We start from the raw sequence: 19,849 nt of genomic DNA on the forward strand, positions 1-19,849 counted from the left end.
CAACAAGATAATTGAATATTCATCATGCAGAGAATATGATGTAACCAATTAATTTAAAAGTCATTAGGATAAATTATGCAAAAATTTACGACTAAAAAGATTCAAGTTAAAACATTACTTATCATAGCATTGTCAGTCGCATTCAGTGGCTGTGAGCAACCTGCTGAAACTGTTGCTGTAGATATGTCGTTTTCACGTCCTGCGATGATTGAAGAAATTACGGCTTCGGATATTTCTGGCCTCAGTTTTACAGGTACAGTCCGAGCAGCACAAAGAGCTGAGCTATCCTTTAAAACATCAGGCAAAATCATCAAAATTTACTTACAAGAAGGTTCATCTGTCAGCCAAGGTCAGCTTTTAGCTGAACTTGATAATACGGAACAAAAAATTGCGTTAAACTCCGCAAAAGCCCAGTACGACAAAGCAGAGTCTGATTACAAACGTGGGCTAACGATTTTTAATTCGACCCAAGCGATATCAAAAAGTGATTTAGAAAAACTAAAAACTGAACGTGACTTGGCCAAGAATAAATTCACCTCTGCCCAAGAGACACTAGATTATACAAAAATCACGGCTCCCTTTTCTGGTGTGATTACAAAAAAACTAGTAAATGAATTCTCTGTCATTCAACCTAATCAACCGTTATTTGTATTGCAAAATTTAAATAGCTTGGAGGCAGTAATAGATGTTCCTTCTAAGCTTTTTGCAGAAGGCAGTCGAAATATAAATGCTGTAGGTGAAGTTGAAGGTATTAGTAATGTAAAGTTCCCACTCTATTATCGATATTTTACGTTAGATGCAGAGAGGTCAACACAAACTTACACTGTTGTTTTAGCCTTTTCAGATTTAAAGAAGCAAAATGTATTGCCCGGTATGTCAATTACTGTAACCCCACAGACCAATGATACGGCTGCGATTAATGTTTCTATACCAATCAGCGCTATTATTCCAGATAATATGGGAAAGGAATTTGTATGGATTGTTAATGGCAACAATAAAGTCTCAAAACAATATGTTGAAACAGGTACATTACTCGGGAACAGAATTGTCATTAACAAAGGTTTAAAACCCAAAGATAGAATCATTATTGCTGGCGTAAATGCGTTAAAAGATGGTGATCTTGTAAGATCACTTAACGCTGATGGAGTAAGCAAATGAACATTGCAGCCTATTCAATAAAGAAAAAGAATAGCCTTTGGGTTATGATATTTCTGTTATTAATTGGAGGTTTTATCAGCTACAAGGGGTTAGGAAGATTCGAAGACCCTGAATTTATTATTCGTCAAGCTGTCATTATTACTCCCTATCCAGGCGCCTCAGCCGTTGAAGTTGCAGATGAAGTTACTGAAGTGATTGAGACCGCTGTGCAGTCTTTACAAGAACTCAAAGAAGTTAAATCCATTTCTAAACAAGGGAGTTCAGAGGTAACGGTTGAAATCAAACTCGATTTTTCGAAAACCAAAGCTGAGCTAGACCAAGTTTGGGATAAACTGCGGCGTAAAGTATCGGATGCGCAAAGAAACCTCCCCAGCGGGGCAGGTCCTTCATTTGTAAATGATGATTTTGCAGATGTCTATGCCCTCTTTTACGCTATAACCGGTCAAGGTTATACCGATAAGCAGCTCAATGACTATATTAAGTTTTTACAGAAGGAACTGGCATTAGTAAAAGGTGTCGCAAAGACTGCGACTTTAGGCACAAAATCAGAACAAATTTTTATTGAGCTCTCTTCAGAACGTTTGCAACAGTATGGTATGAGCCTTGAGCAGGTATACCAAACACTGAAAAACCAGACATTAGTAACTTTAGCAGGGGACATTGAACTCGATGGTATGCGTATTCCTGTGCTCCCTAATAATACGGTATTGACTATCGATGACTTAAAAAAGCTAAAAATTGGTATCAATACAAATGGCAACTTATTACAACTCAATCAGATTGCACATATCTATCAAGGATATAAAGAGCCAGCCAGTGTTTTAATGACATACAACGGTCAACATGCTATCGGCTTGGGCATTTCTAATGTTTCTGGTGGAAATGTGGTTGAAATGGGCGATGCTGTTAAACAGCGTTTAGCCGAACTTGAATCACAACGCCCCTACGGCATGGAACTCAATGAGATCTCGATACAATCCGATTCAGTTCGAGCATCTGTTGCTAACTTTATCGATAATCTAATCGCAGCTGTCGTAATTGTATTTGTAGTGTTATTAGTCTTTATGGGAGTGAGATCAGGCATCATTATTGGTTTTGTTTTATTGTTAACCGTCGCAGGTACATTAATTATCATGTTGATTGATGATATCGCCATGCAACGGATATCACTTGGTGCCTTAATTATTGCGCTTGGTATGTTAGTCGATAATGCCATTGTGGTAACTGATGGTGTATTAGTGCGTCTACAGCAGGGACAAGACAAAGTCACTGCAATAAATGAGGTCGTAGATTCAACCATTTGGCCACTGCTCGGTGGCACTGTGGTGGGTATACTTGCTTTTAGTGCAATCGGTTTGTCCCCAAGTGATATGGGCGAATATGCAGGTTCCCTATTCTGGGTTATTTGCTACTCGATGTTGTTAAGCTGGTTGTTTGCTATCACTATTACCCCTCTTTTGTGCTATCAATTTTTAAGTGTTGATAACAATAAAACGGCAGCTAAAGAAAGCCGCATCTTAGCTTTCTATCACAAAATTCTTATTTTAGTTTTACGCAATCGGTTAATCTCTGGCGCGGTATTACTTGGGTTGTTAGTACTCGCCGTTGCAAATATGGGGCGCATACCTCCTGGCTTCATGCCGGAATCACAAAGAGCTCAATTTGTTGTTGATGCATTTTTACCTCAAGGCACTGATATCAGTAAGACCAGCAATATGATGGTCAACATGAGTCAGTTCGTTAAACAGAAGGAACACATTACCGATGTAACGTCTTTCATTGGCAGTGGTGGCTTAAGGTTTATGTTAAGTTATGCCCCAGAGCCAAGAAATTCAGCCTATGGTCAATTGTTGATAGATGTTGATGATTACAAAAACATCAACAAATTAGTTGACGAGTTACAAACCGAATTGTCGCAACAGTTTCCCAATGCATCGATTAAAGTGTGGAAGTTTATGCTTGGCCGCGGTGGCGGTAAGAAAATAGAGGCGGGATTTTCAGGGCCTGATCCTAAAGTACTCAGAGCACTCGCTGAAGAAGCCAAAGCACTCATGAACTCTGATAATAATCTGATAGCCGTTCAGGACGATTGGCGCCAACAAATCCCTGTTATCAAACCCAATTACCTATCAGAAATCATGCAACAACAAGGCTTGACCGCAAGGGAATTAAATCAAGCTATCGCTCAATCATTAAATGGACGGCAAATCGCACAGTTCCGCCAGAACGACGAGCTTATTCCGGTTGTGGTAAGAGCCCCAGAAAATGAGCGGAGACATGATAGGGTCATTGAAAATGTTAGTGTATACAGTAATCAAAGTCAGGCTTACGTCCCTATTAGTCAATTCGTTTCTGATGTAGGACTTGAATGGGAAGACTCGTTAATTCGTAAAATCAACCGTATGCCGACTATTCTTGCACAAGCAGATCCTGCACCAAGCGTTTTAACTAGTGATGCTTTCAATAGTATAAGACATAAAATTGAGCAAATCGCGTTACCTGATGGTTATCAGTTGACTTGGTATGGCGAATATAAAGCCTCAAATGATGCGAATGAAGGGATCGCCATTTCTGCGCCTTATGGATTTGCAGCAATGATCTTAGCGGTCATTTTTATGTTTAATGCATTCAAACAACCTATGGTTATTTGGATGACAGTACCACTGGCTGTGATTGGTGTTGTCGTAGGGTTAATCATATTTCAAACCCCCTTTGAATTTATGGCAATCTTGGGCTTTTTAAGCTTGATAGGCATGATGGTCAAAAATGCTATTGTGTTGGTTGATCAAGCCGATAATAATATTCGAGAAGGTACGATAGCCTTTGATGCCGTGGTCGGTGCTGCCCTGAGCCGAGCTAAACCGGTAGTATTAGGCGCTGCAACCACGATTATGGGCGTAGCTCCCTTACTCTTAGATCCCTTCTTCAAAAGCATGGCAGTCACTATCATGTTCGGGTTATTGTTCGCAACAGTATTAACACTGATTGTGATCCCGTTGCTCTATGCCGTGTTATTTAGAATCCAAAGGTAATTCAAACGGGAGCCTTCGGGCTCCCCTCCCATATAGGAGAACCTGATGTTTTTTCAAGTCACATTACTCGCTTTCACAGCCTTGCTTCCCATGGTTAACCCACCAACAACAGCAACGTTATTGCTCGGATTAACACAAGGACGAAGCCAAGCCTACATTAATCAACAGGTCAATCTGGCAGCTATTTGGTTATTTTTAACGCTCTGCGTGACCTTTTTTATCGGTTCATCCATCCTCGATATTTTTGGGATCTCAATTCCAGGGTTAAGATTGGGTGGAGGTCTTATCATTGGCTTTATTGGTTTTAGAATGTTATTTCCAAACCAAACAACAACCAACAACACTGAAGATGATGCAAGCATAGCCTTTGTACCTCTCACGATGCCCAGTATGTGTGGCCCAGGAACAATGGCATTAGTCATCAGCGGTGCAGCAGAAATTTCTGATATACCAGAAGATATTAATCGTATTCCTATTTATGGCGGAATGGTTACGGCATTTGTACTTATCAGTATCACCAGTTGGTTGGTCCTCAGAATGGCACAGCCAATTTGTAAATTCATGGGTAAAACAGGTATCGATGCATTAACCAGAATAATGGGATTTCTGCTTGTCAGTATGGGGATGCAATTTATGATCAATGGTGTAAAGGATTTGCTCACAGATCCAGCATTTCGAGTCCTATGCAATGCTAACTAATGTTGTATCGCTCATTTGACGACTTTTATCCTATGTACTTAGGAGATATAGTTAGCTCTTTATCTCCTTCACATGCTTAACTTAAAAGGCTGTATTTATGTTATCTAAGAAAGAGCAAATTCTGGCAGCTGCTGAAAAAGTCATTGCCCAAAAAGGATTTGATGGACTTTCTATGCTGCAAGTCGCTAAGGAAGCAAACATATCCGCAGGAGGCATTTATCTCTATTTTAGTGGTAAAGATGATCTTATGATGGAGCTAAGAAAGGCTGTTATTGCAAATTTAGCAACTGAACTACTTAATGGTATTAATGACAATCACTCTTCATGGGAAAATTACCGTATTGTTTGGTTCAATATTGTGAAATATGGAAAAGTGAGAAGTAATGAGAAAATTAGCTTTGACCAATACTTACGATTACCAAAAATATCAAATGATAGTGTTAACCAATATGAAATATCATTATTTTCACCTCTTTATAAAATTTACATGAAGGCTATTGAAAAGGGTGAAATTTTAAATATTGAAATAAACTATCTTATAGCTCTTTCTTTAGAGTCGGCATCAGCATTATCACGTTATATACGTCGTGAAGCTATGCCGTATGATCCAATTAAACTAGATGAAATTTGCAGAATGAGTTGGCAAACAATTTGTTATAAAAACTGAATTTTTCATGGGTTAATTTTAGATTATTCATGCCCGAATTCAATGCAAAAATGCTACTGAATCGCCACAGTAACTCTAGTCACTCTGTTGCATTACTAAAATTTGGTCAATCTTTCGGCACTGAAGTTACTTGTGAATTACATTGCTAGATTGAAATGAGGCAAATGTGTTTGTATTTGAATAGCTAATTATTTCGCATAGGTATCTATCCGAACCTTTGATAAAATCCTATCAACGGGTTAGCAGTCTTGGTGGACAACCTCTAACCCGCCAGCCCTCGTAAGAGGGCGTTCCTTTTAATTCATCCTATCTAGCAGTGCCATTTCGGCTTTTCTTAGCCAGAAGATATAAGACTTTTTGCTGTCAAATCCCATTAAGGCCCACTGCTCTTTGCACAGGTAATGGGCGCGAATGGCGCGTTTGCAGTTAAGGGATAACTGCTCAACGAGGTGGTCAAAATGGGCGACGTGGGCAGGCACGTTTAACTCGTGCTTTAAGTTGCCGCCGCCCAGCGCTTCGCCTAAGCGGTCGCAGGCGCTGCGGTTTGAAAACCCCTTGCCCAGTTCTTGGTACACCCAATAGCGGCCCCAGCGATAAAGCCCTAACCGCAACGCCTTAATGTTCATCATCTGCTCGGGTTCATCGCTAAAGCCCATTGGCCACCTCATTTATCTTCTCAATCGAAAGCTTAAACACATCAAGGCATATCGATGTCACATCGTCATAGGGCGCAGTAGTACGGCCATTTTCCCAACGTTGGTAAGTGTTGCGGCTAATGCCGTAAATCTCAGCCATTTCGTCTTGGGTCATGCCCCGTAAACGGCGCCCTACTTTCAATACATCCGCGGCGCGATTAGCCATAAATCCTCCTGCGTGAAGTCCATAAACCAGTTGTGCTAATTGATATTGTTATTGATATCGTCATAACCACCCCACTAACATTGGCTCGTCTGGCTCGCTCGTCTCAGTGGTCGATTGGCGCATAATCTCGGGCGCCACATCATCAAACCCCAGCGTGATTAAGTGCGCGTGGTAGGCATCCAACGCCATCAACATGCCCTTATCTAAGGTGCTGTTGACGTACGTGCGCAGCAGCAATGGCAAGGTGTGATTCAATATCCGTTCACCGACCATAGTATCGACGCCCATATCGGCAATAATCGTGCGGCACAGTTTGCGCAGTGCGTGGGAGGTAAACGCCTTAAACCGAATCGTTTCACTCCAATACTGCGCAGTGCGAATGCTCACCGGCCCCACTTTGCCTGGGAACAAAAATGCCCGCTTGCCCACATGGGTGTATTGCCACTGGGCGTAATGGGTTATCAGCTTCTTGGCCGTCGGCGTCATAGGTAAGCGATGCTCTTGGCGGTTCTTGGCATTCTCGGCGGGAATAAACCAATAATCGCCGGCAAAGTGGTCCCAACGTGCTAAACGGGTTTCGCCTATGCGGGTACCGAACATCAGCATCAACACGAACAACATGGCCACCGGTCTTGCTGCATTTCGTAGGGCGCTGAATAACGGGCCCACGTCCGATTCGCTTAATTGCGTGCCCACCAAAGGCGGCATCTTCAAACTCATTTGCACCCGATACCCCGCCAAGCTATTGGTGTCTAATACCCGTAAATCGGCCGCGACCGATAGCGCCCGCTTTAACACTTTCACCGCGGCTTTGATGTAATTGGCCGAGTAGCCCTGCGCCAACATGGGTTTGATTAAATAACTGTCCACTGCGATAAAGTTCAGCTCATTGAGTGGTAACTCACCAAAGCAGCCGCTGAGATGTTTACTCACTAACGATTTACAGTTACTGCGCCAGCTGTTGCTTAAAGTGCGATTGCACTCCACATGGGTGACAAACCACGCCAGTAATTGCGCCACAGTGGCAAACTCGTTGCTGATGACCACTTGGCCCATGCTGCGTTTGGCGAGCAAACTGGGTAACTCGGCTAAAAAGGTCTTCAAGCACATCACTGGCCACACGCCCTGTTTTTGCCACACGGTTTTGCCCGCTTCGTTCATCACTAAATACACTGAGGCTTGGCGTCTATCGGTCGAGGCCCGTAACCGCACCGCCGGAAACTGCGTGTCCCGAAAGTCCCGTGTTATCCCTGCCCGCAACCAACGGCGCAATACTGCATCGTTTAACTTGCCTTGCTCTACGCCTGTTGCTGTCATCACCTGCGCCATCTAGCCCTCCAACCGATATTCAAAGGTGTGATGGGTACCCGAGCGTATGCGTTTTACCCGCTGGTTAATCGGCATATCCCGAAACCGCGCACTTAAGGCCGTTTCGCTGTCGTGAACTCCAAAGCGGTTAAAGCTCTCTTGCTGGATTTCAAACAGGGTCCAAAACCGTTTGCCTGTGATGATGCGCATCAAGCGTTCGCGCTGTGTCAGTGGTTTAGTTGCCATCGTTTAAGTTCTGGGTTGATTGTAGATGACCTGATAAAGGCTTCGGGCGGTATTGAATCTGAGCAGCAACTTCCTTTTGCTGATCATGTTGACCGTTTGATGGAGATCATTTTCAAAGAGGAGTCACCCAGTAAGCAATTCGCTAGCACTATGCTAAACGATGCGTCGAGAGTGAAGGAGTACTTCAAGGCTATACCAAGCCAGGATATTGGCCTTGAGCATATTAATGGATTTCTTAACCAGTACCATCCTAACGCGAGTGCGAATGTGCATAATCGCAAGCTGGGTTTCATTGAAAAGTTGATTAATTACGCCATTGATCAATCCCTGATGGTTGATAACCCTGCCGCCAAAAAGATGAAAAAGCGAAAAACCAAAGGCAAAGAGCGCCAACGCTTAAGTTTGGATGCTTTCAAACTTATCCACGCTGCGGCGCCACTTTGGTTACAAACAGCAATGGAGTTAGCGCTTCAAGCATCACAGGCAAGGTTAGAAATCTCTCGAATAAAGTACAGCATTAAAAAACCTAAGGATGGGCAATGCGGCTGTATTTGGTTTGAGACTCCGGTTGATGGGATCTATGGAACGCTGTTTATCCATAGGCAAAAAGTTGAGGAAAAGGAAGCTAGCCATGTCGCTATCCCTATTGGTCAGGAGATTAAAGGGATTATAGATAGAAGCCGCGATGGGATTTTATGCCCGTATGTTGTTCATCGGGTTCCTGAGCGAAATACTAGGCAAAGCGCTGAAACTAACCACCGTTATCAGCTTGATCCAAACTACCTTAGCAGAGCATTTTCTGCGGTAAGGGATGACATTGGATTATTTAGTCACCTTGAAGTTAATCAGCGGCCGACTTTTCATGAAATCCGCGCCCTATCTGCAAGATTGTTTTCGGATATGGGGATTGATCCTCAAGGCCGCATGGCGCATACCGATTCGAAGTCTACCAAGGTCTATGTTCGTGATCATTTGGAATGGACTGAGGTGCCACATGCAGAGATTAACATGGCAAATTAGCCTAGAAAAACTAAGGCAAACGGGCCTGAATGGCCTCGGTTATTCAAAGCCTGTTTGACCTGAGTTAGACCATAGTTTGACCGCTTAAAAATGAATATTAAAATCGGATTAAAATAAAAAAGCCTGCAAACTATTAAGTTTACAGGCTTTTTTATTTAGAATTTGGTCGGTATGAGAGGATTCGAACCTCCGACCCCTGACACCCCATGACAGTGCGCTACCGGGCTGCGCTACATACCGAAATTGTTTAAGTGATCGACGTTATCAGCTTTGATTTAATCAGTTAGAACGTACTGACTATTTCAAGCTAATTTTTTAAATCACTTATCACCTAAGATACTGTTTATGGGGTTTATCTTAAGCGAGCCAGAACTGTAGCAATTGCCTTGCAACTGCGCAAGGGCTTCATGAGATCTCTTTGAACAACTGCTTAGTTTATGTTCTGAATGACACAATTTTCATCGATAACGGTTCTGAAATGGCCCCATCCATTGGTTATAGCATTCGTCAGCCTGCGACTGACGAGAATTGACCTATCTTCAGCGAAATCATCTAGTGACACTATTTGTTTCGACAATCCGTTTCGACAATCCATTTCTATCATCAGCTTCAACAATCTATTTAAGTTATAGCTTTGTTTGGGGAGGTAATTGAATGACTGGGATAGAGGCGTTGGGTTTATTTGTGCCATAATCACAGACAGTTAACACAAGCCATTTTCTAAAGGGACTTTTCTTTGCATCTACCCGCCTTCCAAACCACCCATCTCAGACTGGCTATTATTTTTGGGGTATTCGGCTTAGTTCTGAATCTTTTTCCCATCCCTCTATTCGCTAATGTGCAATTGATTCTCGGCAACGTGGCCGTGGTGATAGTGGCAATACTCTTAGGGCCTTGGTATGCGTTGATCACCGCCCTATTTACCGCAACGGGGCTCATGATCGTGTGGTCGAGCCCCCACGTGTATTTACTGTTTTTACTCGAAGCATTATGGCTTGGTTTTGCAAGGCGCCGAGATATTCAAATACTCTATGCCAGTGTGAGTTATTGGGTGTTATTGGGGATCCCGCTGTTAGCCATTTATGTGGCAGTCATTGCTAAAATGCCCGCCAGCCACATTCCTTTTACCGCGATAAAACAAGCCGTTAATGGCATGATTTACGCTGCAATTGGTGAACTCTGTGTGGTTGCTATTCCAAGCCTATGGCATTTTAAAGGCAAGCTGACCAATCTTAATCGCCGTACTTTTAGCTCGCAGCTCAGTTATTTGTTTACCTTAATTATTACTGTGAGCTTATTGGTCTCATCCTTAGCTTTTAATCACTTTTTTATTGATAAACAACAAGTGATGATTAATCGCAATCTGGACGATACCGCAACTCATTTGAGCCATGCAACCGACAACTACCTCGCTTACAACACGCAAGTCATCGCTAGCACGGCCAAGTTTTTGAGTCTGTCGAACGCTGGCATCAATGAGTGGCAGGCATTGCTATCGAGCATACATGATAGCAATCAAGGCTTTAAAACTATGTTGATTGCTAATGAACAAGGCAATTTGCTCGCTGCCAGTCCAATGGCCAATATTGTGAACTTAGATCGCCTAGCAGAAATCCCTTCTGTGATGGATAGGGAATACTTTATCCAAGCGTTTTATAACCATAAAACCTTTGTATCACCCGCATTTATAGGTAGAGGTTTTGGTAATGACGTGATCGTTGCCATCAGTGCCCCCATTTTTAGTCCAAATGCTCCCAATCAAGCCAGAGGGATAGTCGAAGGCAGCTTAGATTTACGCTATTTTTCCAGCATAGATAAACAAAACCTGCACCATGAGCAGCAATCTATTTTACTGACCGATGAGAACAATAACCTGATTTATGCCTCCGAAGGATTAGGACTCGCACCGTTCGCTCCCTTGTCATTCAGCAAAGGCAGCGAGATATATCGCGCCCGGCTTCAACTGATGAACCTGCATAATCTAGACTCAAATACCCCTGAGTACATCTATGCCCAGCAGAAGCTAAATAATGGTTGGCAACTCTATGTTTTAGAACCTTTTGTGCCGCTTTTAAAACTGGCTGAACGCCAATATGTCAACACGGTAATTTTGCTGTTTTGCTCTTTAGTCGGCGCCTTTTTTATTACTAAAGCCATCAGTAAGTTACTGACCGAACCTCTGTCGCTTTTAGCGCAGCATTTCGGTCCCGCTAAGCAAGAAAAAGTCAGTGACGAGAAGTTTGAACATGATCTACTCGATAAAAGTACCCCTAAAGAGATCTATAGCTTGTATGAAAGTTTAGCCTCAAACCAACAAGCCTTACTCGAACACCAACAAGAACTTGAACAAAAAGTACAGCAGCGCACCCAAGATTTAGAGGCCGCTAATGTGAAATTAAAGGATTTAGCCGAGCGCGATCCGCTGACGAATCTCTATAATCGCCGCTATACCGAACACCAATTCCCGCTCATCCAACAGATGTGCGAACGGGGTCAAGATGCCATGACACTTGCCATAATGGACTTGGACCACTTCAAACAAATCAATGATACTTATGGTCATTTGGGCGGCGACGAGTGTTTAAAAGTGGTTGCTAAACTCTTAACGTCACTCTTCAAACGGGATATTGATTTAATCTCGCGCTACGGCGGCGAAGAGTTTCTACTGATTTTGCCTATGTGTAATGCCCTGAAAGTCGAAGCACATCTTAATGAATTTAAACAGCAACTCGCTGATACTGTGATAATCAATCCGCAGGATAATCGGAGCTTCAATGTCACGGCGAGTATTGGCGCTGTGATTGCCAATGCCACCTATAGCGACTCTTTAGAGCACTGGCTTAAGCAAGCCGACAATAACTTGTATCTTGCAAAGGAACAGGGGCGTGATCGGGTTGTTTGCAGCCTGATTGTTTAACTGGCGCTTGTTTAGGAGAAAGCTGTTGAAGAGGCAGTCGTTCAAAGGTAAAGAAGGTTTAGGCCAGATTCGCTGAGCGGTTAATCAAGCACAAAATCCTAGTGCATATGCGCGAGTCGATACTCATCCATGCGCTCGAGTAGATATGGGAAAAAGGGATTCCATTTCTGGCGCAACATTTCCGATGCCGACACGCTATATAAACCGCGCTCCCCCCGCGAAGCTGAGGCACCAATTTGTATCCGATGTAAATCAGGCTGAATAACAGCGCCATAGAGGCCATCATCCACACCAAAGGGGAGCGCAACATGGGACAAGGAATACACGCCAGCGGGCCAATACAAATCTAATGCACGCACTTCCTTACCTTCTGTGACCACGTTACCTAGCGCATCTAAACCAAAGCTGCGCGCTTGAACTTGCGTGGTTTCATTACTGATATTTTCCACCACAGTGCCACGATAATGCTGCGCAGGGCTATTGATGCTCGACAGCAAGCCTGCTAACGGATCATTGGACACCATTTTGGTATTTACATCGAGTCGGTTCATATCGAACAGCACGAGCTCATGGCCTTTTTCTGGTAACGTTTGATACAGATTATTCACCACCGCCGAAGTTGAAACGGTTGCATCCACGACCGACTGAAAAGTAAGTATCGATGGAACTTGCACCCTTTGCGGCAAAGTTAATCCAGCCAATAAACCTTGATTGCGTAGAGCTAACTGATACACCACATCCCCCGCATTGACCGCAAAAGAGGTGTATTTAAAGGGATCGTACTCCACTTGAATGCTGTTCCATTGCAGCTTATCCAGCTCCAGCAATCGGCCAATCCAACTCTGCCAGCGTGCGGCCGCCGCCGATGGCGTTAACCCTATCGCAGGCGAGATAAAAATCATCCCAGCATAATCTGGGGTTTTATCTTGACTGATACGCTCTAACTCATGGTTTAGTGCTATGGCGGCACCAGTCGAAAAACCCACAACAAATAGCGGTTTACTCTCCAGTGTTTGCCGCATATGCGCCGTCGCTAGATTTACCGCGGCGACAAGATCTTGCCAATACACCTCTGTTAAGCCACTCGGAATGGTGCCATGCCCTGGCAATCTTAAGCCCAGTACATGGGCTTTACCTTTAAAATGCGCTGCCACATTGGATAAGGCATAGGGCGAGTCTGACATGCCGTGGAGCAGCAATATCCCAAACTCGGCATCGGCTTTGGGCCATTCATAACTGCGATTCCAATTTTGGGGCCAATGGGCAGGATCGGATAAACTATTTTTGACATAGCGGTTCACGGGAGAAAATTCATTGGCAGGAATTTTTTGGACGACTTTGCGCTCAACTTCGGCGAATAAGCGCTCTTCTAGCGCTAAGTACTCATTAAAACTAGCGAGTTTAGTATTGTAATGGAACTCATTATCTAGCTCGACCGTATGCCATAACGACAATTCAGGTCGCGCATTAAGAAAGTAAATCCCTGTCGCGAGCAACGCCACCGCAATACCAATACTCGCATACGCTGCGGCTAAGAATAGGTGTTTTGTCGAACCTATGATAATGGCCTTCATGGCGATTCCTAGCAAAAAATAAGATAAAATGAGCAAACCAATTATACGGTTAGATAAAAACATCCTTCAAATTTTTTACCGTGATAACATCCTCCGCCATAAGCCGCGCCATTTTATTAACTGCATAAGCCCTAATTGGGTTAGGATCGAAAGTGTCTTATTCCAACGAAATTTATACACTTGATGATTATCGGTAATCCACACGCTAGGTTCGCCTACTATCTTCCTACCGCGCCGCTGATACCTGACGGCTGGCATTACACTCAACCAGACGCAGTCGGGTCACTCATTACTCTAAATGGCAATCATTGGCGTAAGATCTTCACTATTATGGCAAAAATCAGCGCGGTTGGAGAAGATTGGCGCAGCTATCGTGACCAAGTGTTACTCAAGCAAAATGAACTGCTCTGCATAGGCGCCACTGAATTGATGGCAAACGCGAAGATCCATCTTGTCGCGGGGCAAGTGGCTGCAAAGTGTTTAGGGTTCACCATCTCTGCAAACGAAATCCATGCACAGCATTTAACCGCCCAAAATAAATCCATAACCGCGATGACGCTTCCATCTTCCCAAGGGCAGCATTTTTTGCTCACGCCCTATTTGGATTATCGCCAGTACCCAAACCAGCTGATCGCCCTGACACGGCAACATTTAGTCGTGCCATAATCCCTACAACAAGATGCCGTGGCTAAATGTTGCGACCAGATGCCACTGTCACAGGTCTCGGCAACATCCCCCAGTGAGATGCCCCTGCAGGATAGCCAGCTTCAATGAATAATCGCAGCCAGTCTCCTCGTTACAGCGACGCCAACAGCTGTAAAGGCTGCCACTAGCTCAGCAACTAGGTAAAAAAGACATAAAAAAGCACTCGCGAACTGAGTTCAAACGAGTGCATATTCGAGGACTATTCAGCGTTAGTCGTAAATGGTTGGAATAGGCTGACGTTTATGCTGCGTTACCTTATAAATACCAATCAATTTGTCTTCAACTGCCTTGCCGACATCTTTACCCTCAAGGAAATCATCGATTTGCGCATAGGTTAGCCCAAGTGCGACTTCATCTTCGAGTAACGGTTTATTGTCTTCTAAATCCGCGGTCGGCGCTTTATAGACTAACGATTCTGGCGCGCCAAGATACGCGGCGAGTTGGCGAACTTGGCGTTTGTTAAGACCAAATAATGGCGCTAAATCGCAGGCACCATCGCCCCATTTAGTGTAAAAACCTGTGATATTTTCGGCACTGTGATCTGTCCCCACCACAAGCCCGCCCACGAGTCCGGCGAGTTCGTATTGCGCTATCATCCGCATACGGGCTTTAACGTTACCCTTCACAAAATCAACCTTCGCCACATCGGGCAAAGGCAATCCAGCTTCGACTAACGCGGCAACGGTAGCGCTATGCACACCATCAACGCCTTGATGCACATTCACAGTGACCAACTTAGAGGGCTGAATAAACTGACAGGCTAATTGCGCCTCATGCTCATCTTTTTGGATCTGATAGGGTAATCGCACAGCGATAAACTGGTAACCGCCTTGGCTATTTTCTTGGTTTAAACTGTCCACCGCTAACTGACACAAACGCCCAGCGGTAGAAGAATCCACCCCACCGCTGATCCCTAATACCAATGCCTTGCTACGCGCTTCTTTTAGTTTGGTTTTAATAAACGCGACACGACGTTGCACTTCGAACTCTGGCTCTATGGCCGTGAGTACCTTCATTTCTCTTAAGATTTGCGCTTTCACCGAAAATTCCACCTTAAATTATCGCTGTATTTGGACTACCTGAACCCAACTAACGTTAACATTTATTCGCAACTGCCTGTAGTTAAAATTAATGCTTAGTTAATTGATTATTGATAAACGCTATAAAAATAAGGGCAACAACGGTTTGCCGTTATTGCCCTAGCGTAAATCAGTCAGCTTAATACCAATACAGCTACCGACTTATCTTTCCCAGTAGGATTCTTCTAAGCTGTCTTCGCGCTCAGGTAAACCGCGGGATAAACGCGGGCTATGCTGAGCTAAGACTTCATAGGCGACGCGGTTAGCATACTTACACACTTGAGAGAACGAAGAATAACACAGGCCATCGCGCTTATGTTTACTTGAGCCTGGCACGTTAGTCTTGTGGAAAGTATTGGCCGCCAGATCGTGCAATAACGCCGATAATGCGCCATCGCCAGCGCCATTAGTGTTACCTATTTTTTCTGGGCCGCCCATGTAAGGTGAAATGTGGGCAAACACTTTGATTGGTGTTTCACAGTCACTTTTAAGCTTTGGACGAGAAAATTCATAACGATTAAATTCAGGGATAGCACCCGGCAACAGTGTGTGAGTCGTTTCGCGTTTTTCTGAGTCCTCGGTATAACCCGCAGTATAAAGCCCGATTGGACCCGCTGTGGTTAATACCATGTCGCACCATTCTAAAGCTTTTTCACTGGCAAGCAGAGGATCCCGTGAACCCGTTAAAGCTTCACCTTCGTCTTCATTCATCGCCAAAATGGTGACATGTTCTTTGATGAAGTTTTGCCACCATTGTGGATCTTCTTCAATCAAGAAACGCGTGCCTAAGGTTAATACCACGGGAACTTCGGCGGCTTTTGCATATTCGATAGCGCACATGGCCGCATCGGTAATACGGTCGCCATCACTGGCGCGCATCAAATACGCGGTCAACACTAAGGCTGAACTGCCCTGCACCACGTCTTTATCGATAAATTCAGGTGTGAGTTTATCCATAGCGCCTTTGCTGATCGCAAATGTTCGCTCGCCGCACTCAGAAATCAGGGTAAAACAGCGACCGATAGGACCATCTACAGGTTGTAGAAAGTTAAGGTCGACTTTAGAAGAGGTATTACATAAATAGCGGTAGGCGTAACTGCCCACTTCGATATTTTGACTCATTACTCCAAACAGCACTGAACGGTCATCGGCCAGAATAGAATAGTTGTGCACTGTGTTACCAATAGTGCCACCAGCAAATTCATCGCTAATCAAACCATGAATTTTTAACTCAGTGTAGAGTCTGTGGGCCTGTTCATCATTGATCAGGGTAGAATTGCCTTTGGGCAAGCCATAACGGCTCAGCAATTCGTCTTCCACTTTCGCTTCGATATCCACTAAGGTTTGATCAATACCGCTGATATAGGTCGCAAACGGCTGAGGCTGTTGAGTCAGCTGTTCAAGCAGCGGATCTCGGGTTTTAACCGGAAAATAATGTTTAGATTTACGCTGACCGGGAAACTTCATAGTGGCTCTCTTTTCCTGGCATCCATGCTAATTGGCGTCTGCCGAGGCGGTCAAGCCAAGCAGCATCCTAAAAATATTGAGTCTAGGCTAGCGAGACAAAAAAACCACCCCTTAGCCGGAAGGGCGCAGATTCTATCACAAAATCAGTTCGAAGCCAGTGCTCCTATACCCAAGATACCGCTTGTTCTTGGATTAATTGCCGTAATAATTCAATGTGTAACTCATCGTCGTTCAAACAAGGGATAAACCGATAGTCGCTGCCACCCGCATGTAAAAAGGTTTCCTTAGCGCCGATGGAGATTTCTTCTAAGGTTTCGAGGCAATCGGTCGCAAAAGCTGGGCAAATCACATCGACACTTTTGATCCCTTGCGCAGGTAACTCGGCCAATAGTTTATCGGCGTAGGGCGTGAGCCATTCTTCGCGGCCAAAGCGCGATTGGAAGCACACTTGCCACTGCGACTCGCTCAGCTCAAGTTTTTGCGCCAACAGTTTAGCCGTGACAAAACACTGCTCGCGGTAAGGATCGCCCTCTTTCACATAACGCAATGGAATACCATGAAATGACAAGAGCAACTTGTCGGCCTGCCCATGGGTTTTCCAGTGGCGCGTCACACTGTGTGCCAGCGCAGCAATATAAGCGCTGTGGTCAAAATAGTCTTTATTAAAGCGAACCTGCGGTATGTCACGCACGGTTTTAAGATAGCTGGCAACGGCATCGAACACGCTGGCCACAGTCGAGCAGGAATATTGGGGATACAAAGGCAGCACAATAATGCGCTCTGCTCCTTGGGCTTTCAGGCGTTCAAATCCCGCATCGATGGAGGGATTGCCGTAACTCATGCCCAGTTCAACCGGGATGGTCTGGTTAAACGTGGCGCTTAAGTCCACCGCCAACTTTTGTGCTTGGCGTACACTTATCACCATCAAGGGCGAGCCTTCTGGTGTCCACACACTTTGGTAGAGTTTGGCGACTTTCGCCGGACGGGTGTTGAGAATAATGCCGTTCAGCAGCGGTTGCCAAATCCACGGCGATAAATCGACGACACGAGGATCACTGAGAAACTGCCGTAAAAAGCGTTTTACAGCCTTAGGGCTAGGTTCATCAGGCGTGCCGAGGTTAACCAATAGCACACCAAAAGCAGGGGAAGGATTCAACGTTAGGCTCATGGTTAATGGAGTTCACTTGGAGGCTAACATTGCGATACCCATAAAAAAAGCCTGCATCGGCAGGCTTTTTTCTAATATGAGAACTCGTTCTCGTAAATTTAGCTTTTTAGGTTATTTCAACACGCTGGCAAGCTGCTCACTCACGGCCGCAACCGATTGAGTGCCGTCAAACTTGTTGTATTGAGTTTGGCCTGCTGCTGCCACTTTACCGTAGTATTCAACCAGCGGCTTAGTTTGCTCGTGATAAATTGCAAGGCGTTTACGCACAGTGCTTTCTTCGTCATCTGGACGGATAGCTAAATCTTCGCCCGTTACGTCGTCTTTGCCTTCCACTTTAGGTGGATTGAAAACCACATGGTAAACGCGGCCAGAACCTGGGTGAACACGGCGACCGCTCATGCGCTTAACGATTTCTTCGTCTGGCACGTCGATTTCAATCACGTGATCAATGCTAATACCGTTTGCAGCCATCGCATCCGCCTGTGGGATGGTACGTGGGAAACCGTCTAACAAGAAACCTTTAACACAGTCTTCCTGTGCGATACGCTCTTTAACCAGACCGATGATAAGATCATCAGAAACCAGTTGGCCAGCATCCATCACTTTTTTCGCTTCCAAACCCAGTGGAGTACCCGCTTTTACCGCGGCACGTAACATATCACCAGTGGAAATTTGTGGGATACCATACTGTTCCATAATGAACTGGGCCTGGGTACCTTTACCGGCACCTGGGGCGCCCAATAGGATAATGCGCATCTCAAGAGTCCTCTTTTCGCATTGATATTCTTCTTAGGGCGGCGATCTTCGCACATCTGGCCGCCATTGAGAAGGGTTTTAGCTTCGACTTTAGCCTCAGAAACCGCAAATAAACTGCGGTTACTAAGCGATTTTTTTCATTAATAGAGCAAAGTATAGAGCTTACGGCGGTATTGATTGGCTATGGGATTACCTTGGCCAAGTGCCGTTAATACTTCCATAAATACTTGTTTTACTGTGCCATTTTCAGCACCTAAATCTTTACTGAGCACACCGAATAACAGTTCTAATGCTTCATCATCGCGGTGAGCAGCATGCAATGCCTTACTCAGCTCGAGTAATAACACTAAATCTGTTGGATTTTGCTCAAACTTTTGCTGCAAATCGCGAATTTCAGGGGTATCCGCTGCATCTAAGGCAAGTGCGAGCTTGGCTTTTAAACTCTGGTAATAACCATCTTGGTCGGCAAGCCCTACTTTCTCAAGCATGGCTTGTGCTAGCACTAATTCGCCCTGCATCAGATACACATCGGCAAGCACTAGACTCACCTCACCCGCTTGATTTGACCCTGTATGTGCTTCTTTAAGCAACACAGCTGCAGTAGCAAGATCTTCTGCACTCACTTGGCTAAGCGCGAGCAATGCTTTGGCCTGTGCTAACTGTAACTGCCACATAGGCGGCAAATGTTTATCCAGCATAGCTGTGACTTGCGCCGCATCTTGCACCCCCGCAAAACCATCGACAGGCTGACCTTTATCCAAGACTAACGTGGTCGGTAGACTTTGAATGCGAAAGTAATTGGCGATTTCTAACTCTGCTTCACAGTCGACTGTAGCGAGCACGAATCGACCCGCATTTTGCGCGGCAATGTGCTCTAAGGTGCGTAGCATAGCCACACTTTGTTCCTGCGGCTGTGCCCAAAATGCTAACACCACTATCTGCTGCATCGAGGCGTCAACCACTTGCTGAATATTGTCTTTAGTCAGGCTGAGGATATTGTCCATAGTATTCCCTTAACGTTTAAGGCCTCAAACATCGGAGGCCTTATGCTTTTAAAACTAAGTGTTAGCACTCAGTTTCAACGCGCTATTTTAAAATCGTTGTCTTAACAGCTTGTATACCCAAGCAACCTGAAGAGTCGAGTTTCAGAGCGCCTAGGGTGCTTCAATTCAAGGCGTATCAATGTCTGAAC

At 44.7% G+C, this 19,849-nt stretch carries 17 protein-coding genes and 1 tRNA gene; 7 read left to right on the forward strand and 11 right to left on the reverse strand.

Translation table 11 applies throughout. The features are described from left to right. Positions 1–75: 75 nt before the first annotated feature. The 4 genes from AYJ58_RS15250 to AYJ58_RS15265 all read left to right on the forward strand — a co-directional run bounded on the left by AYJ58_RS15250 (position 76) and on the right by AYJ58_RS15265 (position 5,556). Positions 76–1,158: an efflux RND transporter periplasmic adaptor subunit gene (locus AYJ58_RS15250; RefSeq protein ID WP_106650786.1), complete on the forward strand. Its 1,083-nt coding sequence runs from the start codon at positions 76–78 to the stop codon at positions 1,156–1,158. After that, the gene (locus tag AYJ58_RS15255; RefSeq protein ID WP_106650787.1) at positions 1,155–4,190 is read left to right on the forward strand and encodes an efflux RND transporter permease subunit; all 3,036 of its coding nucleotides are present in this window, start codon (positions 1,155–1,157) and stop codon (positions 4,188–4,190) included. The genes AYJ58_RS15250 and AYJ58_RS15255 overlap by 4 nt, the downstream gene beginning before the upstream one ends. 45 nt (positions 4,191–4,235) lie before the next feature. Beyond that, a complete protein-coding gene (locus AYJ58_RS15260; RefSeq protein WP_051714268.1) occupies positions 4,236–4,889 on the forward strand; it encodes a MarC family NAAT transporter in 654 nt (217 codons plus the stop codon). 97 nt (positions 4,890–4,986) lie between these two features. Further along, positions 4,987–5,556, forward strand: a complete 570-nt coding sequence (locus AYJ58_RS15265) for a TetR/AcrR family transcriptional regulator (protein WP_106650788.1) — start codon at positions 4,987–4,989, stop codon at positions 5,554–5,556. Between the two features lie 296 nt (positions 5,557–5,852). Here the strand turns inward: AYJ58_RS15265 and AYJ58_RS15270 are convergent, their stop codons facing one another. The 4 genes from AYJ58_RS15270 to AYJ58_RS15285 are packed head-to-tail and all read right to left on the reverse strand — an operon-like array spanning position 5,853 to position 7,971. Then, positions 5,853–6,212 carry a hypothetical protein gene (locus tag AYJ58_RS15270; protein ID WP_106650789.1) on the reverse strand — a complete coding sequence of 120 codons (360 nt, stop codon included), beginning with the start codon at positions 6,210–6,212 and terminating at the stop codon, positions 5,853–5,855. After that, the gene (locus AYJ58_RS15275; protein ID WP_106650790.1) at positions 6,202–6,417 is read right to left on the reverse strand and encodes a helix-turn-helix transcriptional regulator; all 216 of its coding nucleotides are present in this window, start codon (positions 6,415–6,417) and stop codon (positions 6,202–6,204) included. Before AYJ58_RS15275 ends, AYJ58_RS15270 begins: the two co-directional genes overlap by 11 nt. A 60-nt stretch (positions 6,418–6,477) precedes the next feature. Then, the gene (locus AYJ58_RS15280; protein ID WP_106650791.1) at positions 6,478–7,746 is read right to left on the reverse strand and encodes a tyrosine-type recombinase/integrase; all 1,269 of its coding nucleotides are present in this window, start codon (positions 7,744–7,746) and stop codon (positions 6,478–6,480) included. Then, positions 7,747–7,971 (reverse strand): hypothetical protein, encoded by a 225-nt coding sequence (locus tag AYJ58_RS15285; protein ID WP_106650792.1) that lies wholly within the window; start codon positions 7,969–7,971, stop codon positions 7,747–7,749. 15 nt (positions 7,972–7,986) lie between these two features. Between AYJ58_RS15285 and AYJ58_RS22040 the strand changes: the two genes are divergently transcribed. Continuing rightward, positions 7,987–8,991 (forward strand): recombinase, encoded by a 1,005-nt coding sequence (locus tag AYJ58_RS22040; RefSeq protein ID WP_232790819.1) that lies wholly within the window; start codon positions 7,987–7,989, stop codon positions 8,989–8,991. 163 nt (positions 8,992–9,154) lie between these two features. Here AYJ58_RS22040 and AYJ58_RS15295 read toward each other — a convergent pair. Beyond that, positions 9,155–9,231, reverse strand: a tRNA-Pro gene (locus AYJ58_RS15295). 496 nt (positions 9,232–9,727) lie between these two features. Between AYJ58_RS15295 and AYJ58_RS15300 the strand changes: the two genes are divergently transcribed. Next, positions 9,728–11,908 (forward strand): diguanylate cyclase, encoded by a 2,181-nt coding sequence (locus AYJ58_RS15300; RefSeq protein WP_106650793.1) that lies wholly within the window; start codon positions 9,728–9,730, stop codon positions 11,906–11,908. 98 nt (positions 11,909–12,006) lie between these two features. On the opposite strand, the gene AYJ58_RS15305 is transcribed toward AYJ58_RS15300, so the two are convergent. After that, positions 12,007–13,482 (reverse strand): alpha/beta hydrolase, encoded by a 1,476-nt coding sequence (locus AYJ58_RS15305; RefSeq protein WP_106651839.1) that lies wholly within the window; start codon positions 13,480–13,482, stop codon positions 12,007–12,009. 183 nt (positions 13,483–13,665) lie between these two features. On the opposite strand from AYJ58_RS15305, the gene AYJ58_RS15310 reads away from it, so the two are divergent. Next, positions 13,666–14,148 carry a DUF6942 family protein gene (locus AYJ58_RS15310; protein WP_106650794.1) on the forward strand — a complete coding sequence of 161 codons (483 nt, stop codon included), beginning with the start codon at positions 13,666–13,668 and terminating at the stop codon, positions 14,146–14,148. Positions 14,149–14,396: 248 nt separating this feature from the next. Here the strand turns inward: AYJ58_RS15310 and nadE are convergent, their stop codons facing one another. From nadE to AYJ58_RS15335, 5 genes are all read right to left on the reverse strand, one after another. Further along, positions 14,397–15,227, reverse strand: coding sequence for an ammonia-dependent NAD(+) synthetase (gene nadE / locus AYJ58_RS15315; RefSeq protein WP_106650795.1), 831 nt, complete (start codon positions 15,225–15,227; stop codon positions 14,397–14,399). Positions 15,228–15,428: 201 nt separating this feature from the next. Beyond that, entirely contained in the window at positions 15,429–16,733 is a 1,305-nt protein-coding gene (locus tag AYJ58_RS15320) for an inosine/guanosine kinase (protein ID WP_028759658.1), read from the reverse strand. Between the two features lie 163 nt (positions 16,734–16,896). Beyond that, on the reverse strand, positions 16,897–17,901 hold the full coding sequence (hemH, locus tag AYJ58_RS15325) for a ferrochelatase (protein WP_106650796.1): 1,005 nt from the start codon (positions 17,899–17,901) through the stop codon (positions 16,897–16,899). A 111-nt stretch (positions 17,902–18,012) separates the two neighbouring features. Then, positions 18,013–18,657: an adenylate kinase gene (gene adk, locus AYJ58_RS15330; RefSeq protein WP_006082054.1), complete on the reverse strand. Its 645-nt coding sequence runs from the start codon at positions 18,655–18,657 to the stop codon at positions 18,013–18,015. A gap of 140 nt (positions 18,658–18,797) precedes the next feature. Continuing rightward, positions 18,798–19,661: a co-chaperone YbbN gene (locus AYJ58_RS15335; protein WP_106650797.1), complete on the reverse strand. Its 864-nt coding sequence runs from the start codon at positions 19,659–19,661 to the stop codon at positions 18,798–18,800. Positions 19,662–19,849: the final 188 nt, after the last annotated feature.

The organism is Shewanella sp. Pdp11, from assembly GCF_002838165.1.
GTDB lineage: Bacteria > Pseudomonadota > Gammaproteobacteria > Enterobacterales > Shewanellaceae > Shewanella > Shewanella hafniensis.

Bases quoted from the DNA above. Each gene is read 5' to 3' on its own strand.
- AYJ58_RS15265 (WP_106650788.1), top strand. From the start codon at position 4,987: ATGTTATCTAAGAAAGAGCAAATTCTGGCAGCTGCTGAAAAAGTCATT.
- hemH (WP_106650796.1), bottom strand. From the start codon at position 17,901: ATGAGCCTAACGTTGAATCCTTCCCCTGCTTTTGGTGTGCTATTGGTT.
- AYJ58_RS15280 (WP_106650791.1), bottom strand. From the start codon at position 7,746: ATGGCGCAGGTGATGACAGCAACAGGCGTAGAGCAAGGCAAGTTAAAC.
- adk (WP_006082054.1), bottom strand. From the start codon at position 18,657: ATGCGCATTATCCTATTGGGCGCCCCAGGTGCCGGTAAAGGTACCCAG.
- AYJ58_RS15320 (WP_028759658.1), bottom strand. From the start codon at position 16,733: ATGAAGTTTCCCGGTCAGCGTAAATCTAAACATTATTTTCCGGTTAAA.
- AYJ58_RS15275 (WP_106650790.1), bottom strand. From the start codon at position 6,417: ATGGCTAATCGCGCCGCGGATGTATTGAAAGTAGGGCGCCGTTTACGG.
- AYJ58_RS15335 (WP_106650797.1), bottom strand. From the start codon at position 19,661: ATGGACAATATCCTCAGCCTGACTAAAGACAATATTCAGCAAGTGGTT.
- AYJ58_RS15255 (WP_106650787.1), top strand. From the start codon at position 1,155: ATGAACATTGCAGCCTATTCAATAAAGAAAAAGAATAGCCTTTGGGTT.
- AYJ58_RS15260 (WP_051714268.1), top strand. From the start codon at position 4,236: ATGTTTTTTCAAGTCACATTACTCGCTTTCACAGCCTTGCTTCCCATG.
- AYJ58_RS15270 (WP_106650789.1), bottom strand. From the start codon at position 6,212: ATGGGCTTTAGCGATGAACCCGAGCAGATGATGAACATTAAGGCGTTG.
- AYJ58_RS15305 (WP_106651839.1), bottom strand. From the start codon at position 13,482: ATGAAGGCCATTATCATAGGTTCGACAAAACACCTATTCTTAGCCGCA.
- AYJ58_RS15285 (WP_106650792.1), bottom strand. From the start codon at position 7,971: ATGGCAACTAAACCACTGACACAGCGCGAACGCTTGATGCGCATCATC.
- AYJ58_RS15310 (WP_106650794.1), top strand. From the start codon at position 13,666: ATGATTATCGGTAATCCACACGCTAGGTTCGCCTACTATCTTCCTACC.
- AYJ58_RS15250 (WP_106650786.1), top strand. From the start codon at position 76: ATGCAAAAATTTACGACTAAAAAGATTCAAGTTAAAACATTACTTATC.